Annotated in this window: 14 protein-coding genes and 1 pseudogene; 9 read left to right on the forward strand and 6 right to left on the reverse strand. The window is 69.3% G+C overall.

The genetic code is table 11. The features are described 5' to 3' along the window. The first annotated feature begins 6 nt into the window (after positions 1 to 6). From dgcA to etfB, 4 genes are all read left to right on the forward strand, one after another. The gene (dgcA, locus tag MYL53_RS12705) at positions 7 to 2,079 is read left to right on the forward strand and encodes a dimethylglycine demethylation protein DgcA (protein WP_247854316.1); all 2,073 of its coding nucleotides are present in this window, start codon (positions 7 to 9) and stop codon (positions 2,077 to 2,079) included. 108 nt (positions 2,080 to 2,187) lie between these two features. Then, positions 2,188 to 4,161 (forward strand): (Fe-S)-binding protein, encoded by a 1,974-nt coding sequence (locus MYL53_RS12710; RefSeq protein WP_247854317.1) that lies wholly within the window; start codon positions 2,188 to 2,190, stop codon positions 4,159 to 4,161. Then, positions 4,161 to 5,456: an electron transfer flavoprotein subunit alpha gene (gene etfA, locus MYL53_RS12715; RefSeq protein WP_247854318.1), complete on the forward strand. Its 1,296-nt coding sequence runs from the start codon at positions 4,161 to 4,163 to the stop codon at positions 5,454 to 5,456. The genes MYL53_RS12710 and etfA overlap by 1 nt, the downstream gene beginning before the upstream one ends. Then, positions 5,446 to 6,249: an electron transfer flavoprotein subunit beta gene (gene etfB / locus MYL53_RS12720; protein WP_247854319.1), complete on the forward strand. Its 804-nt coding sequence runs from the start codon at positions 5,446 to 5,448 to the stop codon at positions 6,247 to 6,249. The genes etfA and etfB overlap by 11 nt, the downstream gene beginning before the upstream one ends. Positions 6,250 to 6,330: 81 nt before the next feature. Here the strand turns inward: etfB and MYL53_RS12725 are convergent, their stop codons facing one another. Then, on the reverse strand, positions 6,331 to 6,858 hold the full coding sequence (locus MYL53_RS12725) for an invasion associated locus B family protein (RefSeq protein WP_247854320.1): 528 nt from the start codon (positions 6,856 to 6,858) through the stop codon (positions 6,331 to 6,333). Positions 6,859 to 7,061: 203 nt separating this feature from the next. Continuing rightward, positions 7,062 to 8,636, reverse strand: coding sequence for a BCCT family transporter (locus tag MYL53_RS12730; RefSeq protein WP_247854321.1), 1,575 nt, complete (start codon positions 8,634 to 8,636; stop codon positions 7,062 to 7,064). A gap of 245 nt (positions 8,637 to 8,881) precedes the next feature. Between MYL53_RS12730 and fdhA the strand changes: the two genes are divergently transcribed. Both fdhA and MYL53_RS12740 read left to right on the forward strand, forming a co-directional pair. Further along, positions 8,882 to 10,075 carry a formaldehyde dehydrogenase, glutathione-independent gene (gene fdhA, locus MYL53_RS12735; RefSeq protein WP_247854322.1) on the forward strand — a complete coding sequence of 398 codons (1,194 nt, stop codon included), beginning with the start codon at positions 8,882 to 8,884 and terminating at the stop codon, positions 10,073 to 10,075. A 205-nt stretch (positions 10,076 to 10,280) separates the two neighbouring features. Beyond that, the gene (locus MYL53_RS12740; protein ID WP_247854323.1) at positions 10,281 to 10,538 is read left to right on the forward strand and encodes a hypothetical protein; all 258 of its coding nucleotides are present in this window, start codon (positions 10,281 to 10,283) and stop codon (positions 10,536 to 10,538) included. 171 nt (positions 10,539 to 10,709) lie between these two features. On the opposite strand, the gene MYL53_RS12745 is transcribed toward MYL53_RS12740, so the two are convergent. Then, on the reverse strand, positions 10,710 to 11,996 hold the full coding sequence (locus MYL53_RS12745) for an aromatic ring-hydroxylating oxygenase subunit alpha (RefSeq protein WP_247854324.1): 1,287 nt from the start codon (positions 11,994 to 11,996) through the stop codon (positions 10,710 to 10,712). A gap of 376 nt (positions 11,997 to 12,372) precedes the next feature. Between MYL53_RS12745 and MYL53_RS12750 the strand changes: the two genes are divergently transcribed. The 3 genes and pseudogenes from MYL53_RS12750 to MYL53_RS12760 all read left to right on the forward strand — a co-directional run bounded on the left by MYL53_RS12750 (position 12,373) and on the right by MYL53_RS12760 (position 13,873). Next, on the forward strand, positions 12,373 to 13,488 hold the full coding sequence (locus MYL53_RS12750; protein WP_247854325.1) for an FAD-binding oxidoreductase: 1,116 nt from the start codon (positions 12,373 to 12,375) through the stop codon (positions 13,486 to 13,488). A gap of 36 nt (positions 13,489 to 13,524) precedes the next feature. After that, positions 13,525 to 13,683: pseudogene (locus MYL53_RS12755) on the forward strand (2Fe-2S iron-sulfur cluster-binding protein); the annotation flags it as partial. Positions 13,684 to 13,723: 40 nt separating this feature from the next. Continuing rightward, complete coding sequence (locus MYL53_RS12760; protein WP_425591755.1) at positions 13,724 to 13,873, forward strand: 2Fe-2S iron-sulfur cluster-binding protein; 150 nt, start codon at positions 13,724 to 13,726, stop codon at positions 13,871 to 13,873. 87 nt (positions 13,874 to 13,960) lie between these two features. On the opposite strand, the gene MYL53_RS12765 is transcribed toward MYL53_RS12760, so the two are convergent. Genes MYL53_RS12765 through MYL53_RS12775 form a run of 3 tightly spaced genes read right to left on the reverse strand, consistent with a single transcriptional unit; the run spans position 13,961 to position 18,234 of the window. Further along, a complete protein-coding gene (locus MYL53_RS12765) occupies positions 13,961 to 15,160 on the reverse strand; it encodes an efflux RND transporter periplasmic adaptor subunit (protein WP_247854326.1) in 1,200 nt (399 codons plus the stop codon). A 4-nt stretch (positions 15,161 to 15,164) separates the two neighbouring features. Continuing rightward, on the reverse strand, positions 15,165 to 17,528 hold the full coding sequence (locus tag MYL53_RS12770; RefSeq protein WP_247854327.1) for an ABC transporter permease: 2,364 nt from the start codon (positions 17,526 to 17,528) through the stop codon (positions 15,165 to 15,167). A gap of 16 nt (positions 17,529 to 17,544) precedes the next feature. After that, a complete protein-coding gene (locus MYL53_RS12775) occupies positions 17,545 to 18,234 on the reverse strand; it encodes an ABC transporter ATP-binding protein (RefSeq protein WP_247854328.1) in 690 nt (229 codons plus the stop codon). Positions 18,235 to 18,268 lie beyond the last annotated feature (34 nt).

The following is an 18,268-nucleotide window of genomic DNA, read 5'->3' on the forward strand; positions in this document are numbered from 1 at the left end:
TCACCCATGGCATTCGACGCGATCTTCCAGCCGATCGAGATCGGCAACCTCACCATTCGCAACCGCGTGGTCAGCACCGCCCACGCCGAGGTCTATGCGACCGACGGTGGCATGACCACCGACCGCTACGTCAAGTACTACGAAGAGAAGGCCAAGGGCGGCTGCGGCCTGTGCATCTGCGGCGGCTCCTCGGTGGTCTCCATCGACAGCCCGCAGGCCTGGTGGAGCTCGGTGAACCTGTCCACCGACCGCATCATCCCGCACTTCCAGAATCTGGCCGACGCCGTGCACAAGCACGGCGGCAAGATCATGATCCAGATCACCCATATGGGTCGTCGCTCGCGCTGGGACGGCTTCAACTGGTCGACCCTGCTGTCGCCGTCTGGCATCCGCGAGCCGGTGCACCGCTCCACCTGCAAGACCATCGAGGAGGAGGAGATCTGGCGCATCATCGGTGACTTCGCCCAGGCCGCGCGCCGGGCCAAGGAAGGCGGCCTGGACGGCGTCGAGCTGTCCGCCGTGCACCAGCACCTGATCGACCAGTTCTGGAGCCCGCGCGTCAACAAGCGGACCGACCAGTGGGGCGGCAGCTTCGAGAACCGCATGCGCTTCGGCATGGAAGTGCTCAAGGCCGTGCGCGCCGAGGTCGGCGACGACTTCGTGGTCGGCATGCGCATCTGCGGCGACGAGTTCCATCCGGACGGCCTGTCCCACGACGACATGAAGCAGATCGCCGCCTACTACGATGCCACCGGTCAGGTGGACTTCTTCGGCGTGGTCGGCTCGGGCTGCGACACCCACGACACCCTGGCCAACGTCATCCCCAACATGTCCTTCCCGCCGGAGCCGTTCCTGCACCTGGCGGCGGGCATCAAGGAAGTGGTCTCCAAGCCGGTGATCCACGCCCAGAACATCAAGGACCCGAACCAGGCCAGCCGCATCCTCGAAGGCGGCTACGTGGACCTGGTGGGCATGACCCGCGCACACATCGCCGACCCGCACCTGATCGCCAAGATCAAGATGGACCAGGTCGACCAGATCCGTCAGTGCGTCGGCGCCAACTACTGCATAGACCGCCAGTACCAGGGCCTGGACGTGCTGTGCATCCAGAATGCCGCGACCTCCCGCGAGTACATGGGCCTGCCGCATATCATCGAGCCCACCGAAGGCAAGAAGCGCAAGATCGTGGTGGTCGGCGGTGGCCCCGGTGGCATGGAAGCGGCTCGCGTGGCCGCCGAGCGTGGCCATGACGTGACCCTGTTCGAGGCCTCCGAGGCCATCGGCGGGCAGATCACCACTGCCGCCAAGGCGCCTCAGCGTGACCAGATCGCCGGCATCACCCGCTGGTATCAGCTCGAGCTGGCCCGCCTCAACGTCGACCTGCGTCTCGGCACTCGCGCTGACGAGGCCACCATCAAGGACCTCAAGGCCGACATCGTGGTGCTCGCCACCGGCGGCCGGCCCTATCTCGACCAGTACCCCGAGTGGGGCTACTCCGAGAATCCCGAGGAGAGCCTGGTGGTCAGCACCTGGGACGTGCTCGACGGCAAGGTCGAGCCGGGCAAGAACGTGCTGATCTACGACGCCCTGTGCGAGTTCGCCGGCATGTCCGCGGCCGACTATCTGGCCGACAAGGGCGCCAAGGTCGAGATCGTCACCGACGACATCAAGCCCGGTGCGGCGGTCGGCGGCACCACCTTCCCGACCTACTATCGCAGCCTCTACGAGAAGGAGGTGATCATGACCTCCGACCTGATGCTGCACAAGGTCTATCGCGAGGGCGACTCCCTGGTGGCGGTGCTCGAGAACGAGTACACCGGCCAGCAGGAGGAGCGCGTGGTCGACCAGATCGTGGTCGAGAACGGCGTGCGTCCCGACGAGGGCCTCTACTACGCGCTCAAGCAGGAGTCGCGCAACAAGGGCCAGGTGGATCTCGAGGCGCTGTACGACATCAAGCCGCAGCCCTGCCTGAGCGAGGACGGCGACGGCTTCCTGCTGTTCCGTCTGGGCGACTGCACCGCGCCGCGCAACACCCATGCCGCGATCTACGACGCCCTGCGCCTCTGCAAGGACTTTTAACCCCTAGCTGGAAGCCCGAAGCTTGAAGCTGGAAGGAAATCCCGCGCGTTGCGCGCTTTCTTTCAGCTTCCGGCTTGCCGCTTCCGGCTCGCCGATGAGGTGAGCGAGATGCTCGATACCTTACTTCCGATCCTGATCTTCGCCGCGCTGGGCCTGGCGGCGATCGGCGTCGTCCGGCGCGTGCGCCTGTGGCGCCAGGGGCGTCCCTCACCCGTGCCGCTGGTCAAGGGGCTGGCCTCCGTGCCGCGGCGCTATCTGGTCGACCTGCACCACGTGGTCGCCCGCGACAAGGTCATGTCCAACACCCACGTGGCCACCGCCGGCGGCTTCGTCGCCGCGGCCGTGCTGATGGTCCTGGTGCACGGTTTCGGCCTGGCCGAAGGCGTGCTCGGCTGGGTGCTGCTGGCCGCCAGTGCCACCATGTTCGCCGGCAGCTGCTTCGTGGCTCGCCGTCGTCGCAATCCCCCCGCGCGACTGTCCAAGGGCCCGTGGATGCGCCTGCCCAAGAGCCTGATGGCCTTCTCGCTGAGCGTCTTCGCCATCACCCTGCCTGCCGTGGGCCTGCTGCCCGAGGACTTCGGCAGCTGGGTGTTGGCGCTGGCGCTGTCCGCCGTGCTGGTCTGGGGCCTGGGCGAGATGGTCTTCGGCATGGCCTGGGGCGGGCCGATGAAGCACGCCTTCGCCGGCGCCCTGCACCTGGCCTTCCACCGTCGCGCCGAGCGCTTCGGCGAGGGCAATCGCTCCACCGGCCTCAAGGCCCTGAACCTGGACGACGAAGACGCCACCCTGGGCGTCGAGAAGCCCAGCGACTTCACCTGGAACCAGCTACTGGGCTTCGACGCCTGCGTGCAGTGCGGCCGCTGCGAGGCCATGTGCCCGGCCTTCGCCGCCGGCCAGCCGCTCAACCCCAAGAAGCTGATCCAGGACATGGTCGTCGGCATGGCCGGCGGCAGCGACGCCAACTACGCCGGCAGCCCCTATCCGGGCAAGCCGGTGGGCGAGCACGCCGGCACCCCCGGCGGCCCGATCGTGGCCCGCGAAGGCAAGGCCCTGGTGGACGCCGAGACCCTGTGGTCCTGCACCACCTGCCGCGCTTGCGTCGAGGAGTGCCCGATGATGATCGAGCACGTCGATGCCATCGTCGACATGCGTCGCTTCCTGACCCTCGAGCACGGCAACACCCCCAACAAGGGCGCCGAGGTGCTCGACAACCTGATCGCCACCGACAACCCCGGCGGCTTCGCCCCGGATGCCCGCATGCACTGGGCCGCCGACCTCGAGCTGCCGCTGTTGGCGGATCGCGGCGAGGCCGAGGTGCTGCTGTGGCTGGGTGACGGCGCCTACGACATGCGCAACCAGCGCACCCTGCGCTCGCTGGTCAAGGTGCTGCGCGCCGCCGACGTCGACTTCGCGGTGCTCGGCAACGAGGAGCGCGACAGCGGCGACGTGGCCCGTCGCCTGGGCGACGAGGCGACCTTCCAGAGCCTGGCCAAGCGCAACATCGCCACCCTGTCGAAGTACCGCTTCCAGCGCATCGTCACCTGTGACCCGCACAGCTTCCACGTGCTCGGTAACGAGTACGGTGAGCTGGGCGGCCACTACGAGGTGCGTCACCACAGCACCTACATCGCCGAGCTGTACGAGGCGGGTCGCCTGCACTTCAAGCCCTGGAAGGGCGGCGGCGTGACCTATCACGATCCCTGCTACCTGGGGCGCTACAACGGCGAGTACGAGGCGCCGCGCAACGTGCTCAAGGCGCTCGGCATCGAGGTCGCCGAGATGGAGCGCTCCGGGTTCCGCTCGCGCTGCTGCGGCGGCGGCGGCGGCGCGCCGATCACCGACATTCCCGGCGAGCGCCGGATTCCCGACATGCGCATGAAGGACGTGGGCGAGACCGGTGCCGAGGTGGTGGCCGTGGGCTGCCCGCAGTGCACCGCGATGCTCGAGGGCGTGGTCGATGCCACCGCCGAGGTGCGCGACATCGCCGAACTGGTCGCCAACGCCCTGACCGAGGCGCCCGAGGCGTCCGTCGGTGCGGCCCGGCAATCATCGAACCGGCCTCAGGCCGTGGAGGTGGCGTGATGAGCGATATCGTGCGTCGCGATCCGCGCAAGGCGTGGATCGCCCGTAACCGGCTGCACCCGCAGCACCTGGAAGTCCTGGCCGAGCTCGGTGAGGGCGCGGCCAGCGAGTGGATGGGGCCCGCGGGCATCGTCCGCCGCAACCCGCATGCCGTGGGCTTCATGGGCCCCAACGGCCTCAAGCGCATCGACCGCAGCGGCGTCCAGCAGGGCGCCGGTGGCGGCGCCGGCGCGGCCAAGTCGGCCGCCCAGAGCAAGCCGCTGGTCGAGATCGAATCGCCGGCCTTTCTGGTGGCGGTGGTGCCGGATATGGCCGGCGGCCGTCTCTCCAGCCACGACCGCGACCTGCTGGGCCTGGCCCGGCAGCTGGCCGACGCCGACCCGGATGCCCGCGGCGCGGTGCTGGCGGTGGTCTTCGGCGGGTACAACCGCGCGGGGGACGGCGAGCTGAAAGAGCACGCCTTCGGCGAGGCCGGCGTCGACCGCCTGCTGATTCTCGACGACGCCCGCTTCGACGGCTTCGCCCCGGAGGCCCGCCTCGGCGCGCTGGTCGCCGTGGAGCAGGCCTGGACGCCGCGCCACTGGCTGGTGCCGGACTCCAAGCTCGGCGGCGCCGACCTGGGTCGCCGCCTGGCGGCGCGTCTCGGCGAGCGCCCGGCCACCGGAGTGTGGCAGCTCGAGCCCGACGCCAGTGCCGAACTGGGCTGGCAGTGCACCGCCCGCGGTGCCGCGGCCACCATCGACATCCAGCGGCCGCTGCCGCGCATCACCCTGGCGCTCGAGGAATGCGCCGAGCCGGTCGACGACAACCGCCATGCGGCCGAGGCGCTGAGCCTGCCCGCCGAGCTGCCGTCGCCGATCTCGCGCATCGAGGACCTGGGCCAGGTGCCGGTCGATCCGGCAGGCGTGGCGCTGGCCGAGGCCGAGTTCATCCTCTCCGCCGGCAACGGCATCCGCGACTGGGACGGCTACCACACCGCCGCCGAGGTGCTCGGCGCGACCGAGGGCGCGTCCCGCGTGGCGGTCGACGACGGTTTCATGCCGCGCGATCGTCAGGTCGGCGCCACCGGCACCTGGGTCACCGCCCGGGTCTACGTGGCGGTCGGCATCAGTGGCGCCATCCAGCACCTGCAGGGGATCCAGACCTGTGACAAGGTGGTGGCGATCAACATGGATCCCGGCTGCGACATGATCAAGCGGGCCGACCTGGCGGTCATCGGCGACTCGGCCGAGGTGCTCGCGTCGCTGGTGACCATGGTCAAGCAGCAACGAGAGGAGAAGCGCGATGCGGCCTGAAGCCCAAGTCGATGCCTCGCTGGAGATCACCGTACTGGTCTCCGTGGGACGCCATCCCATCACCGGCCGCGCGCGTCGCGCCGACCAGGACGCCCGGGCGGTGGAGCTGGCCCGCGGCGTGGCCGGCGCCGACGTCCGGCTGCTGCATGCCGGCGGCAAGGAAGCGGACAGCGAACCGGCGCTGCGCGGCTACCTGGGCATGGGCTTCGACGCCCTGACCCTGGTCGAGCAGCCCGAGGGAGCCGATGCGCTGCCCGCGCTGGCCGATGCCCTTAATGAGGCGCCGCCTCAGCTGGTGATCACCGGCGAGCGCGCCGAGCAGGGCGAAGGTTCCGGCCTGCTGCCCTATCTGCTGGCCGAGCGTCTGGGCTGGCCGGTGGTCAGCGGCCTGGCGGCGGTGGAGAGCGTCGACAACGGCGTCGCCACCCTGCTGCAGGCGCTGCCGCGCGGTCAGCGTCGCCGCCTCAAGGTGCGCCTGCCGGCCATCGTCACCGTCGACGGCGCGGCCCCGGCGCCGCGCCAGAGCGCCTACGGCCCGGCGCGTCGCGGCCACCTGGCCGCGGTGCCGGGCAGCGTGACCGTGGACGAAGCCTGGGCGAGCTGGGAGACCCAGCCGGCCCGCAAGCGGCCCAAGCGCCTGAAGATCGTCAAGGCCGCCTCGGCCCGTGACCGCTTCAAGGCCGCGGCGGCCAAGGCCGAGGGCGGCGGGGGCCAGGTGCTTACCGACGTCACCGCGGAGGAGGGGGCGGAAGCGATTCTCAAGCTGCTGAAGGAAGAGGGCGTGCTGCGCTAGTCGGCAGCGTCTCTCGCCAGGTACCAAAGCAAAAGCCCCGGTCATCGACCGGGGCTTTTCGCGTTGAGCGACGGGGATCGCTCAGGGCGTGATCTGCCGGCTGGCGTTGGTGAAGCCCATCAGCGAGATGTTCAGGTCACGGCGATTGCCGCGCGGGTCGATCAGGCTGAGGGTGGCGTTGCTGCCGCCGCGCAGCTGCTGCATCAGCGACGGCTCCAGCGGCAGGTCGGCGCGGCAGCCCGGCTGATCGCAGACCTGGTAGGGGAAGGGTACGCCCTCGTTGCTGTCGACGCTGAGCTGCAGGCCCGGGGCGAGGCGCACGCCCAGCGGCAGCAGGAAGGTCATGATCGGGTTATCGGCCTGGGGCGGCTGGGCGATGATCACCCGCATCACCGGCTGGTCGTCGTCCGGGTTGGTGACCAGCTGGGTCATGCTGCAGGGCGCGTTCTGGCCGCCGGTCGGGCAGCGCACTTCCCAGCTCTGGTACTGCTCGCTGTCGTAGTTGCTGCCGGCATCCTGGCCCGAGGGGCTGGACTGGGCGAGGGCGGTGGAGGCCAGTGGTAGCAGGCACAGCAGGCCGATCAGGCCCGACACGAGTCGTTTGGACATTGGGGTTCTTTCTCCTGACGGTTTGACGCTCGTGGCCCCGGACGCCGACCGGTGTCCGGGCATGGTGCTACCACCATGCCCGTAACCGGCGGCGAGGTCGAGCCCCGCGGGGCCGGAACGGGGCGCATTGACGCCGACGCCCCCGGCGGGAGGACCCGGCCGGGGGCGTCGGCGGTTCGGCATGTCGGGGCGTGCGATCGGGATCAGGCGGCTCGGGCGAGGCCCAGGGCGCGCTGTTCCTCTCGCAGGCTCTTGACCAGCCCCACGGCCATCAGCAGCAGTACCAGGGTGAAGGGCAGGCCGGTGGCCACGGCGCCGGCCTGGAGCGCGCCCAGGGCCTTGTCGCCGCCGCCGTAGAGCAGCACGCCGGCGATCACGCCTTCCAGAGTGGCCCAGAACACCCGCTGGGTGCGCGGGGCGTCGACCTTGCCGCCGGCGGTGATGTTGTCGATCACCAGCGAGCCGGAATCCGACGAGGTGATGAAGAACACCAGCACCAGCACGATGGCCAGGGTCGAGGTCAGGGTGGTCATCGGCAGGTGCTCGAGCATCTGGAACATCGCCAGCGAGACCTCGCCGATGCCGTCGGCCAGCGCGCCGACGCCGCCCGCGGACTGGGCCAGGGCGTTGCCGCCGAAGGCGCTCATCCACACCAGGGTCACCAGCGTCGGCACCAGCAGCACGGCCATCAGGAATTCCCGCACGGTGCGGCCGCGCGAGACCCGGGCGATGAACATGCCGACGAACGGCGACCAGGAGATCCACCAGGCCCAGTAAAACACGGTCCAGCCGTGATACCAGGTGTCGTCCTCGCGGCCGATCCAGTTGGACAGCGGCACCAGGTGGGTCAGGTAGGCCAGGCCGGTGTCCCACAGGTCGTTGACGAACAGCAGGGTAGAGCCGGTGATCACCACGAACACCAGCAGCAGCAGGGCGATCACCATGTTGATGTTGGAGAACAGCTTGACCCCGCCGTCGATGCCGCGCCACACGGAGAACAGCGCTACCGCCGTGACCGCCACGATAATGGCGAGCTGGGTGCCCAGGGTGTTGGGCACGTCGAACAGGTAGTTGAGGCCGCCGGCGGCCTGGGAGGCGCCGAAGCCCAGCGAAGTGGCCAGGCCGAAGATGGTGGCCAGCACCGCGAGGATGTCGACCAGGTGGCCGAACCAGCCGCGGGTGCGCTCGCCGAGCAGCGGCGTGAAGGCCGAGCGCAGGGTCAGCGGCAGGCCGCGGTTGTAGGTGAAGAAGGCCAGCGACAGGCCGACCACGCCGTAGATCGCCCAGGGGTGGAGGCCCCAGTGGAACATGGTGGCGCCCATGGCGGCGCTGGCGCCTTCCGGGGTGCGGGCGGGGGCATTGAGCGGTGTGCCGTACCAGTCGGTGTAGTAGGCGACCGGCTCGGCCACGCTCCAGAACATCAGCCCGATACCCATGCCGGCGGCGAACAGCATGCTGAACCAGGACACCAGCGAGTGTTCCGGCCGGGCGCCGGGGCCGCCGAGGCGAATGCGGCCCAGCGGCAGCACGATCAGCGCCAGGCACAGCACCACGAAGACGTTGCCGGCGATCATGAACAGCCAGTCGAAGTGCTCGATGGCGAAGCCGCGGGCGGCGGTCAGCTGAGTGTTGGCGGCGTCGGGATAGACCAGGGCGTAGAGGATGAAGCCGAGTATGGCCAGCGCCGACAGCGGGAAGACGGGGTTATGGAAGTCGAGCCCCATCATCTGGGTGTTGTCCTGTCCCGGTGTCAGCACCGGATCGTCATCGTGAGTCATACGTGTTCCTCGGTTGTTATTGTGTGCCGCTCCGGGCGGCGCCGATCATTCTTGCCGCCGGGGCGAGACGGGGAGTGTCGTGAAAGCGACCTGCAGCTGTGCGTCGTCACCACATGGTCGAAGGGGGTCGCGAATGGACATGACGAAGCCGCTCGAGGAGCGTTCCGGCGATGCAGGAGGGGTAGGGTCGGCAGGACGGTCTCGTACCGTGAGTCCCACAAAAAACCATGAAGGAAGCCAGCCACATGAGTTCAAACAACCGCGGAGTCGTCTACAAGGGCCCGGGCGAGGTCGCCGTCGAGTCCATCGCCTACCCGGAACTCGCCCTCGGCAATCGCAAGTGCGAACACGGCGTGATCCTCAAGGTCGTCACCACCAACATCTGTGGCAGCGACCAGCACATGGTGCGGGGCCGCACCACCGCGCCGGAAGGCCTGGTGCTGGGGCACGAGATCACCGGCATCGTGGTCGAGTGCGGTCGCGACGTCGAATTCCTGAGCCCGGGCGACATGGTCTCGGTGCCGTTCAACATCGCCTGCGGCCGCTGCCGCAACTGCAAGTCCGGCCAGACCGGCATCTGCCTGAACGTCAACCCGTCACGCCCGGGCGCGGCCTACGGCTACGTCGACATGGGCGGCTGGGTCGGTGGCCAGACCGAATACGTCATGGTCCCCTACGCCGACTTCAACCTGCTGAAGTTCCCGGACGCCGACCAGGCCATGGAGAAGATCAAGGACCTGACCCTGCTGTCCGACATCTTCCCGACCGGCTTCCACGGTTGCGTCACCGCCGGCGTTGGCCCGGGCTCCACCGTCTACATCGCCGGCGCCGGCCCGGTCGGCCTGGCCGCCGCGGTCTCCGCCCAGCTGCTGGGTGCCGCCTGTGTCATCGTCGGCGACATGATCGAGGACCGCCTGGCCCAGGCCCGCAGCTTCGGCTGCGAGACCATCGACCTGACCGAAGACGGCGACATGGCCGACAAGATCGAGGTCATCCTCGGCGAGCGCGAGGTCGATGCCTTCGTCGACTGCGTCGGCTTCGAGGCCCATGCCTGCGGCTGCAACCACGGCCAGGAGGCGCCGGCCGCGGTGCTGAACTCCGCCATGTCGCTGACCCGCGCAGGTGGCCAGATCGGCATCCCCGGCCTGTACGTGACCGAGGATCCGGGGTCGTCCGATGCCGCCGCCCAGCAGGGCAGCCTGAGCATGCGCTTCGGCCTCGGCTGGGCCAAGTCGCACAGCTTCCACACCGGCCAGTGCCCGGTGATGAAGTATCACCGTCCGCTGATGCAGGCGATCCTGTTCGGCAAGGTGAACATCGCCGACGCCGTCAACGTGCAGATGATCACCCTGGATCAGGCGCCGCAGGGCTACGCCGACTTCGATGGCGGTGCCGCCAAGAAATTCGTCATCGATCCGCACGGCAGCGTGGCCGCCTAAGAGGCAATGCGATTGCCCAGGAGAGCCGTCTTTGACGCGCTCGATGACGGCGCCCCTCGGGGCGCCGTCATGCGTTGAACGGCAGGACATCGACGGCCTCGCTGTGGAGGCTCGTCGGCATTGCGGGCGGTGCCGCGGGGTGCCAATCTTGGCGCTAGCCCGGCAGGGCGCCGAGCCCTTACACCAAGCACAGGAGGATCCCACCATGATGATCGTCGACCTGATCGACGGGGACGATTTCCGCGACCGACTGGTGGCGCTGGACGTGCATATCCCCGCGGATGCCTGCCCCGAGACCTGCGCCCACCTGGCGCGGCTCAAGCATGACGAGGTGGGCGTGCCGGGGCTCGACGCTCTGGTGCGCGAGCTGATGGCCCAGTCCGACGTGATGCTGCCCTCGGTGCGCGCGGCCATCGAGCAGCATCTGATGGAGCTGCCGAGCGGAGACAACGAGTCGGCCTGAGGGGCTTGCTGCCGCTCTTGGGTTGCCGAACGAGCGCGCCCCGCCCGGAAACCCGGGCGGGGCGCTCTGGTGTCTGGTCGCTCGTGTCGCAGCCGATGCGGCGACCGTCGAGGCGAGGATAAAAAAGGACCCGCCGAGGCGGGTCCTGATCGTGGAGCGTTCGCGCCGCGCTCAGCCGTTGGCGAGCTGCAGCTCGGGCTGGCTGTGGCCCAGGTTCTCCAGCATGCGCTCGCTGTACCAGTTGATGAAGTCGATGACGCCGTACTCGTAGGTCTCGGAGTAGGGGCCCGGCTGGTAGCTCTTGGAGTTGATGCCGCGCTGGTTTTCCTCCGCCAGGCGACGGTCCTGGTCGTTGGTGGCGTCCCACACCTTGCGCATCTGCTCGGGGTGGTAGTCGACGCCTTCCACGGCATCCTTGTGCACCAGCCACTTGGTGGTCACCACGGTTTTCTGCGGGCCGAGCGGCAGGACGCGGAAGACCAGGGCGTGGTCGCCCATGAAGTGGTTCCAGGAGTTCGGCAGGTGCAGGATGCGCAGCGAGCCGAGATCGGCGCTCTGCAGGTTGCCCATCAGCTTCTGGCAGGCGCGCTTGCCGTCCATGGTCATCGATTCCGCGCCGTCCAGCAGCGGGGTGCGGGTCAGGCGGTTACGACGGTCCAGGCGGGTCAGCTTGTAGGGCACGCACTGGGCTTCCCAGTCGGCCTGCTTGCGCGCGACCAGGTCCTTGTAGGCCGGGGTGGCGCGGGGATCGTCGGTGTCGTCGAACTCCTGCAGGGAGTTGAGCAGCTCCGGGTGCGCGCCGTTGCAGTGGTAGCACTCGCGGTTGTTCTCGAGCACCAGCTTCCAGTTGCACTGCTCGACGATGCTGGATTCCACGGCGACCTTGAGGTTCTCCATGTCGTAGGGCGCCAGGTAGTGATCCAGCGTCTCGAGGAAGCCGTCGATCTCAGGGGCCTCGTCGGCCAGGCTGACGAAGATGAAGCCGCCGCCGGTGCGCACGTGAACCGGCTTGAGGCCGTGATCGGCGAGGTTGAATGCCTGACCCATCTCGGTGCCGGCGAACAGCAGGCGGCCGTCCAGCTCGTAGGTCCACTGGTGGTAGGGGCAGACCAGCTTGGCGACCTTGCCCTTGTCGGTCACGCACAGGCGCGAGCCGCGGTGACGGCAGACGTTGTGGAAGGCGTGGACTTCACCGTCGTTGCCGCGCACGATCACCACCGGGTTGTCACCGACCTCGAGGGTCATGAAGTTGCCCTTGGCGGGGATCTCGGACGTCATGCCCGCGAACAGCCACTCCTTCTCGAAGATCTCCTGCATGTCGAGGGCGAACAGCCGTTCGTCGTTGTAGAAGGGCTGGGGCAGCGAGTGGTTAGGCTGGCGCTCGGCCAGCATCGCGGCGGTGGCCTCGCGTGCCGGGGCCAGGGGATCATCCAGACGGGCGGGTGACAGAGAATCCATGGTGGGACGCTTCCTCATTGCTGGGCTGCTGCGGCAGCCTCGGGATTGTTGACGTGCAGGCCAAGGTCCAGGCAACGCCCGAAAAGTGTCCTCGTCGACTTTTCATGCAGCGCCTGGCGGTTCACGCCCCGGTAGGGCCGCGGCGGGTGGAGTGAGTGTGAAACAGCGTCCGGCGGCGGAGTTGTCTACCGGCGACGCATGGCGATGCAGCAGCGACCAGCAAAGGGAATAAATGTCCTGCCGATGGACCTGGTGGGCATGACCATGTCGCTGACAGGCAAGTGGGATCTCGCCGGGGTGCGCAGAATTCTGCCAACGGCAGGCGGTGTCCCCCGCAGTCGGAGACCTTCACGCTGCAGCCCCAGGCGATACCACTATGACAATGAACTTCCTCAACCCGGTCAATCCCGTCACCACCCAGACCTGGACCAACGGTCGCCACCAGGTGCGTTGCGTCAAGGTGATCCAGGAGACCTGGGATACCCGCACCTTCTGCTTCATGGCCGAACAGCCGGTGATGTTCTTCTTCAAGCCGGGGCAGTTCGTGACCCTGGAGCTGGAGATCGACGGCGAGCAGGTGATGCGTTCCTACACCATCTCCAGCTCCCCGTCGGTGCCCTACAGCTTTTCGATCACCGTCAAGCGCATGCCGGGCGGCGTGGTCTCCAACTGGCTGCACGACAACCTCAAGGTCAACGACGAGCTGGCCGTGCACGGCCCGGTCGGCAACTTCAACATCATCGACTATCCGGCCGACAAGTACCTGATGCTGTCCGGCGGCGTGGGCATCACCCCGCTGATGTCGATGGTGCGCTGGCTGTTCGACACCAATGCCGCGGTGGACCTGCAGTTCGTGCACAGCTCGCGTACGCCCCGCGACATCATCTTTCACCGCGAGCTGGAGCACATCTTCTCGCGGATTCCCGAGTTCAAGCTGCATATCGTCTGTGAGCGCAGCGACGAGCTGGGCGAGGCCTGGGCCGGTTTCCGCGGCTATCTGAGCCAGGCGATGCTGGAGCTGATGGCGCCCGACTTCATGGAGCGCGAGATCTTCTGCTGCGGCCCGACGCCCTACATGAACGCGGTCAAGCGTCTGCTGCAGGACAACGGCTTCGACATGAGCCGCTACCACGAGGAGGCCTTCGGCGCCACGCCGCAGGACGTGCAGGAAGAAGTCATCGAGAACGTCGAGCAGGCCGAGGCCGAGGCCGAGGAGCTCGACGTCTCCGACATGCTCAGCGTCGAGTTCAGCAGCACCGGCAAGAGCGTGCGCATCCAGCCCACCGAGACCGTGCACACCGCCGCCGCCAAGCTGGGCCTGCATATCCCGAAGGCCTGTGGTATGGGGATCTGCGGCACCTGCCGAGTGGCCGTGACCGAGGGCGAGGTCGAGATGGAGCACAACGGCGGCATCACCGACGAGGATGTCGCCGAGGGCTACATCCTGTCGTGCTGCAGCACGCCCAAGACCAACCTGGTCGTGGACTACTGAGGCGGATGCTTCGCGCTCAAGCCGAAGCGGCATGGCGGCATGGGACTCTTTCCTGACGGCACCTGCCGAGTGGCCGTGATCGAGGGCGAGGTCGAGATGGAGCACAACGTCGGCATCACCGACGAGGACGTCGCCGAAGGCTACATCCTGTCGTGCTGCAGTACGCCCAAGACCAACCTGGTCGTGGACTACTGAGGCGGGTATTGCGAGCTCAAGTCAGAAAGGGCATGGCGGTATGGGACTCTTTCCTGACGGCACCTGCCGCGTGGCCGTGATCGAGGTCGAGATGGAGCACAACGGCGGCATCACCGACGAGGACGTCGCCGAGGGCTACATCCTGTCGTGCTGCAGCACGCCCAAGACCAACCGGGTCGTGGACTACTGAGACCGTCGCGGACCGGCATGTCGCAGACGCGAAGCGCCCCGGGCCATGGCCCGGGGCGCTTGCGTTTGGGGGCTCTCGTGCCTGACCTCAACGCTCGACGATGGCGCTGCCGTCGCTGACCCGCTCGCCGGGGTAGCGGATCACCCGTTGGCCCGCTTCCAGGCCGTCACGGATCTCCACCGCCAGGTCGCTGCGCGCGCCGATCGTCACCGGCCGGCGCCGTGCCTCGCCGTCCTCGGCGACGAACACCGCCCAGCCGTCGCCGTCGCGGAACAGCGCGCCGAGCGGCACCTGCAGCACTTCGCCCTGGAACAGCAAGATGCCGACGTCGACCCGATAGTCGTGGCCGAGACGCTCCCAGTGGGCCGGCGGGGCGTCGAGGTCGAGCACCACGTCGACCCGCTGCTCCTCGATGCCCAGCGCCGAGACCTGGGTCACGCCCAGCGGCTCGATGCGGCGCACCGTGGCTTCAAGCTCGGGGCCGCCCCAGCCGCTGATGATCGCCGCCTGGCCGGGCGAGACGCGCACCGCGTCCTCGGAGAGCAGGTCGACCACCACCTCCAGATCGGCGGGGTCACCGATCTCCATCAGCGGCGTGCCGGCGGCGATGATGCCGGCGCTGCGTCGCAGCACGCGCAGCACCACGCCGTGGGTCGGCGAGGTGACGGTCAGGCACTCGCAGGCGGCCTGACGGGCCTCGAGCTCCAGCGGCGAGAGCAGCTGGGCGGCGGCCCGCTCCAGCTCGTGTTCGCGTACCGCCAGCGCGGCCTCGCTGCGCTCGAGGTCGGCGGCTGCCACGCGAAAGGCCCGTTCGGCGTCTTCCAGGGCCCGGCGGGCCAGACTCTGTTCCTCGGCCAGGCGTCTCGCCCGGGAAAGCTCCTGGCGGGCGAAGGCCAGATCGGCGGCGGCCCGCTCGCGTTCGGCCGCCGCCAGGTCCCGAGCCGAGCGCGCCGCCGCCAGCTCGGCGCGCTGCTCGGCCAGACGACGCGCGTCGAGCAGCGCCGGCGGGGCCGTGTCGATGGTGGCCAGCACCGTGCGATCGGCCTCGACCGGGTCGCCGGCGTCGACGTCGATGCGCCGCAGCCGGCCGGCCACCGGTGCATCCAGGGTGAACACCTCGCGCACCCGGGTCATGCCTTCCTCATCGACGGTAACGCGCAGCGGTGTGACCTCGGCGACGGCGAGATCCACCGGCACCGGCTGCGGGCGCAGGGCATAGCCGATGCCGGCGGCCAGCAGTGCCAGCAGCCCTCCCCACAGCAGTCCTCGGCGTCCCTTCACGTGCATGGCGTCACTCCCGGGTCTTGAGCACCGCGATCAGGTCCAGGCGGTCGAGTCGGCGGCGTACTACTGCGGCACAGGCGCCGGCGGTCGCCAGGGTGATCAGCGCCGCCCGGGCGTAGGTGGCGTCGGTGATCACCAGCGGCACCCGGAACAGCTCGGTGGCGAAGGCGCTGGACAGGTACCAGGCCAGGGCGAAGCCGAGCAGACAGCCCAGCGGGATCGCCAGCCAGGTCAGCAGCCCCACCTCGCCGAGCAGGATGTAGGAGATCTCCCAGCGGCTGAAGCCGAGCACCCGCAGGGTGGCGAGCTCCCGGGCGCGCTCGGCCAGGGCGATGCGAATCGCATTGTAGGTTACGCCCACCGAGAGCACCGCGGCGAAGCCAACGAAGAAGCCGACGAAGATGAACAGGGTCTGGCCCAGTGTGGCGTGGAAGGTGTCGATGGCGGCCTGGCGAAACTGCACGCCGGAGACGGCCGGCAGGGTCTTGAGCTCGGCGAGCAGCTCGGCGCGACGGGTCGGATCGACGACGACCTGGGCGCCGCGCATCACCCGGCCGTCGCCCATGCGACGGTTGAGCGCATCGAGTGCCAGGTAGGCGGGCTTGCCGACATCGGTGTCGAACAGCCGTACCACCGGCAGCGCGAGCCGCGGACGCCGGCCTTCCAGCACCTCGACGATCAGCACGTCGCCGGCGGCCACCTCGAGCATCCCGGCCAGCTGGCGCGAGACCAGCAGGCCGTCCGGCGGCACCGGCACGGGGCGGCCCTCGGCGTCGGCCACCGGGCTCAGCACGGCGTCGAGGGACAGGCCGGTGATGGCCTCGCGCTCGCTCAGATGGCCGTGGTGCAGCCGTGCCGGCACGGCCCGCAGCGGCTCGGCCGCCAGCACCCCGGGCAGCCGCTCCACGCCGGCCAGTTCGCCCAGCGGCGTCAGGTCGTGGAAGGCCAGGGTGGCATCCTGGTGCTGGCCCTGGACGAAGACGCTGTCGACCAGCGAGTCGACGGCATCGAGCCACTGCAGCGCCATCACCAGCACCGCCACCGACATGGCCAGGCCGGCGCTTGCCAGCAGCGCGCGCAGCGGCCAGCGCAGCAGGCGGCGGGCGATCATGCGCGTGGGCTCGTCGAGGTGGCGTGCCAGCGCCGAGCGCGACAGCCGGCTGCGCCGATAGATCGGCGGCGAGGGCGGCAGCATGGCCTCGGCCGGGGGCAGGGCGGCGGCGCGGCGCACCGCCCACAGGGCGCCGGCCAGCGCCGCGCCGAGACTGACCAGCGTGGCCAGCAGAAAGCTCTCGGGCCCGGGGCGGTAGAGCAGGAAGGGGAAACGGTAGAACTCGGCGTACAGCCGGGTGTTCCAGTGCCCCAGCCAGGCGCCGATCAGGGCGCCGATGACCACGCCGAGTCCGCCGATGACCAGCACCAGCTTGACGTAGTGCCAGGCGATGGCCAGCCGCGAGTAGCCGAAGGCCTTGAGCAGGCCGATCTCGCGGCGCTCGGTGTCGATCATGCGGCCCATCACCAGATGGGTGAGGAAGGCCGAGACCGCCAGGAACACGCTCGGCAGCAGGTGGGCCATGTTCTTCTGCTGGGCGATCTCGTTCTGCAGGAACCAGTTCGAGACCTGATCGGCGCGGGGGTAGGCGCCGGTGCCGCCGTAGGGCGCGAGTCGGGCATCCAGGCGCGCGACCACGTCGCGGGCGTCGGCGCCGGCCGTGAGCGTCAGGCTGACGGCGTTGAAGGCGCCGTCGAGGTCGAAGACGGCGGCCAGGGCCTCGCGCCCCAGCCACAGCACGCCGAAGCGGGCGTCGTCGGGCATCAGTCCGCCGGGGGCGATGGCGTAGACGAACTCGGGGCTGAGCGCCGTGCCGACGACCTGGAGCGTGCGGCGCCGGCCGCGCAGCACGGCGTCGAAGCGGTCGCCGGGCTCGAGCCCATGGGCCTCGGCGAAGGCCTCGCCGATCACCGTCTCGTCCGGCCGGTCGGGATCGGCCAGGCGTCCGCTGCGCAGCGTCAGGGCGTTCATCGCGTCGGCGCCGTGGGCGGGCAGCGAGACCAGCCGGCCGACCACCGGTTCGGCGAAGTTCGGCAGGTCGAGCAGCGCACCCTCGAGGATGCGCGTCGACACGCGCTGCACGCCGGGGATCTCGGCCAGCTCGCGGCTCAGGGCCTCCGGCGCCCGGGTGACCTCGGCGAACACCTCGCCGAAGCGCGAGCGCTCGTAGTAGGCGACCGTGGTCTCCTCGAGGGCCTCGATGGTGGTCAGCGCCATGATCAGCAGGGCGTTGCCCGAGGCGATCACCAGCGCGATGGCGAGCACCTGGGCGCGCAGGCGCCACAGTTCGCGCAGCAGCTTGCGGTCGAGGCTGGTCATGGGGTATCCCGCCGGCTCACCACACCAGCTCGGCGGGCGAGCACCGGGCGGCGTTGGTGCGGCTGTCGACGATCTGGCCGTCGGCGAAGTGCAGCACCCGGTCGGCGACGTCGGCGATCACCGCGTTGTGGGTGATCAGCGCGGTGGTGGTGCCGAGCTCGCGGTTGACGCGCAGGATCGCCTCGAGCACCACGATGCCGGTGTCGCGGTCCAGGGCGCCGGTGGGCTCGTCGCACAGCAGCAGTTCGGGGCGCTTGGCGATGGCCCGGGCGATCGCCACCCGCTGCTGCTCGCCGCCGGAGAGCTGGGCGGGGAAGTGGTCGAGGCGCGCGCCGAGGTGGACCATCTCCAGCGCCTCCTCGGGCGTCATCGGGTCGCGGGCGATCTCGGTGACCAGCGCCACATTCTCGCGGGCGGTGAGACTGGGGATCAGGTTGTAGAACTGGAACACGAAGCCGACGTGTTCGCGGCGATAGCGGTCGAGGGCGCGCTCGCCGGCGCCAGTCAGCGGCTCGCCGTGGAAGCGGATCTCGCCCTCGGTGGGGGCGTCCAGCCCGCCGAGCAGGTTGAGCAGCGTCGACTTGCCGCTGCCCGAGGGGCCGAGCAGCACCACCAGCTCGCCGGCTGCGAGGTCGAGGTCGACGCCGCGCAGCGCGGCCACTTCGACCGTGCCCATGCGGAAGATGCGGGTCAGATGACGGGCCACGAGCACCGTCGATGGGGAAGAGGCGGGTGAGGGC

Source organism: Halomonas getboli (genome assembly GCF_023094245.1).
Classification (GTDB): domain Bacteria; phylum Pseudomonadota; class Gammaproteobacteria; order Pseudomonadales; family Halomonadaceae; genus Halomonas; species Halomonas getboli.

What these genes read in the sequence shown, in the direction of transcription:
- MYL53_RS12770 (WP_247854327.1), bottom strand. Translation starts at nt 17,528, where the DNA reads ATGACCAGCCTCGACCGCAAGCTGCTGCGCGAACTGTGGCGCCTGCGC.
- MYL53_RS12750 (WP_247854325.1), top strand. Translation starts at nt 12,373, where the DNA reads ATGACAATGAACTTCCTCAACCCGGTCAATCCCGTCACCACCCAGACC.
- MYL53_RS12765 (WP_247854326.1), bottom strand. Translation starts at nt 15,160, where the DNA reads ATGCACGTGAAGGGACGCCGAGGACTGCTGTGGGGAGGGCTGCTGGCA.
- fdhA (WP_247854322.1), top strand. Translation starts at nt 8,882, where the DNA reads ATGAGTTCAAACAACCGCGGAGTCGTCTACAAGGGCCCGGGCGAGGTC.
- MYL53_RS12760 (WP_425591755.1), top strand. Translation starts at nt 13,724, where the DNA reads ATGGGACTCTTTCCTGACGGCACCTGCCGCGTGGCCGTGATCGAGGTC.
- etfB (WP_247854319.1), top strand. Translation starts at nt 5,446, where the DNA reads ATGCGGCCTGAAGCCCAAGTCGATGCCTCGCTGGAGATCACCGTACTG.
- MYL53_RS12745 (WP_247854324.1), bottom strand. Translation starts at nt 11,996, where the DNA reads ATGGATTCTCTGTCACCCGCCCGTCTGGATGATCCCCTGGCCCCGGCA.
- MYL53_RS12725 (WP_247854320.1), bottom strand. Translation starts at nt 6,858, where the DNA reads ATGTCCAAACGACTCGTGTCGGGCCTGATCGGCCTGCTGTGCCTGCTA.
- etfA (WP_247854318.1), top strand. Translation starts at nt 4,161, where the DNA reads ATGAGCGATATCGTGCGTCGCGATCCGCGCAAGGCGTGGATCGCCCGT.
- MYL53_RS12710 (WP_247854317.1), top strand. Translation starts at nt 2,188, where the DNA reads ATGCTCGATACCTTACTTCCGATCCTGATCTTCGCCGCGCTGGGCCTG.
- MYL53_RS12740 (WP_247854323.1), top strand. Translation starts at nt 10,281, where the DNA reads ATGATGATCGTCGACCTGATCGACGGGGACGATTTCCGCGACCGACTG.
- dgcA (WP_247854316.1), top strand. Translation starts at nt 7, where the DNA reads ATGGCATTCGACGCGATCTTCCAGCCGATCGAGATCGGCAACCTCACC.
- MYL53_RS12730 (WP_247854321.1), bottom strand. Translation starts at nt 8,636, where the DNA reads ATGACTCACGATGACGATCCGGTGCTGACACCGGGACAGGACAACACC.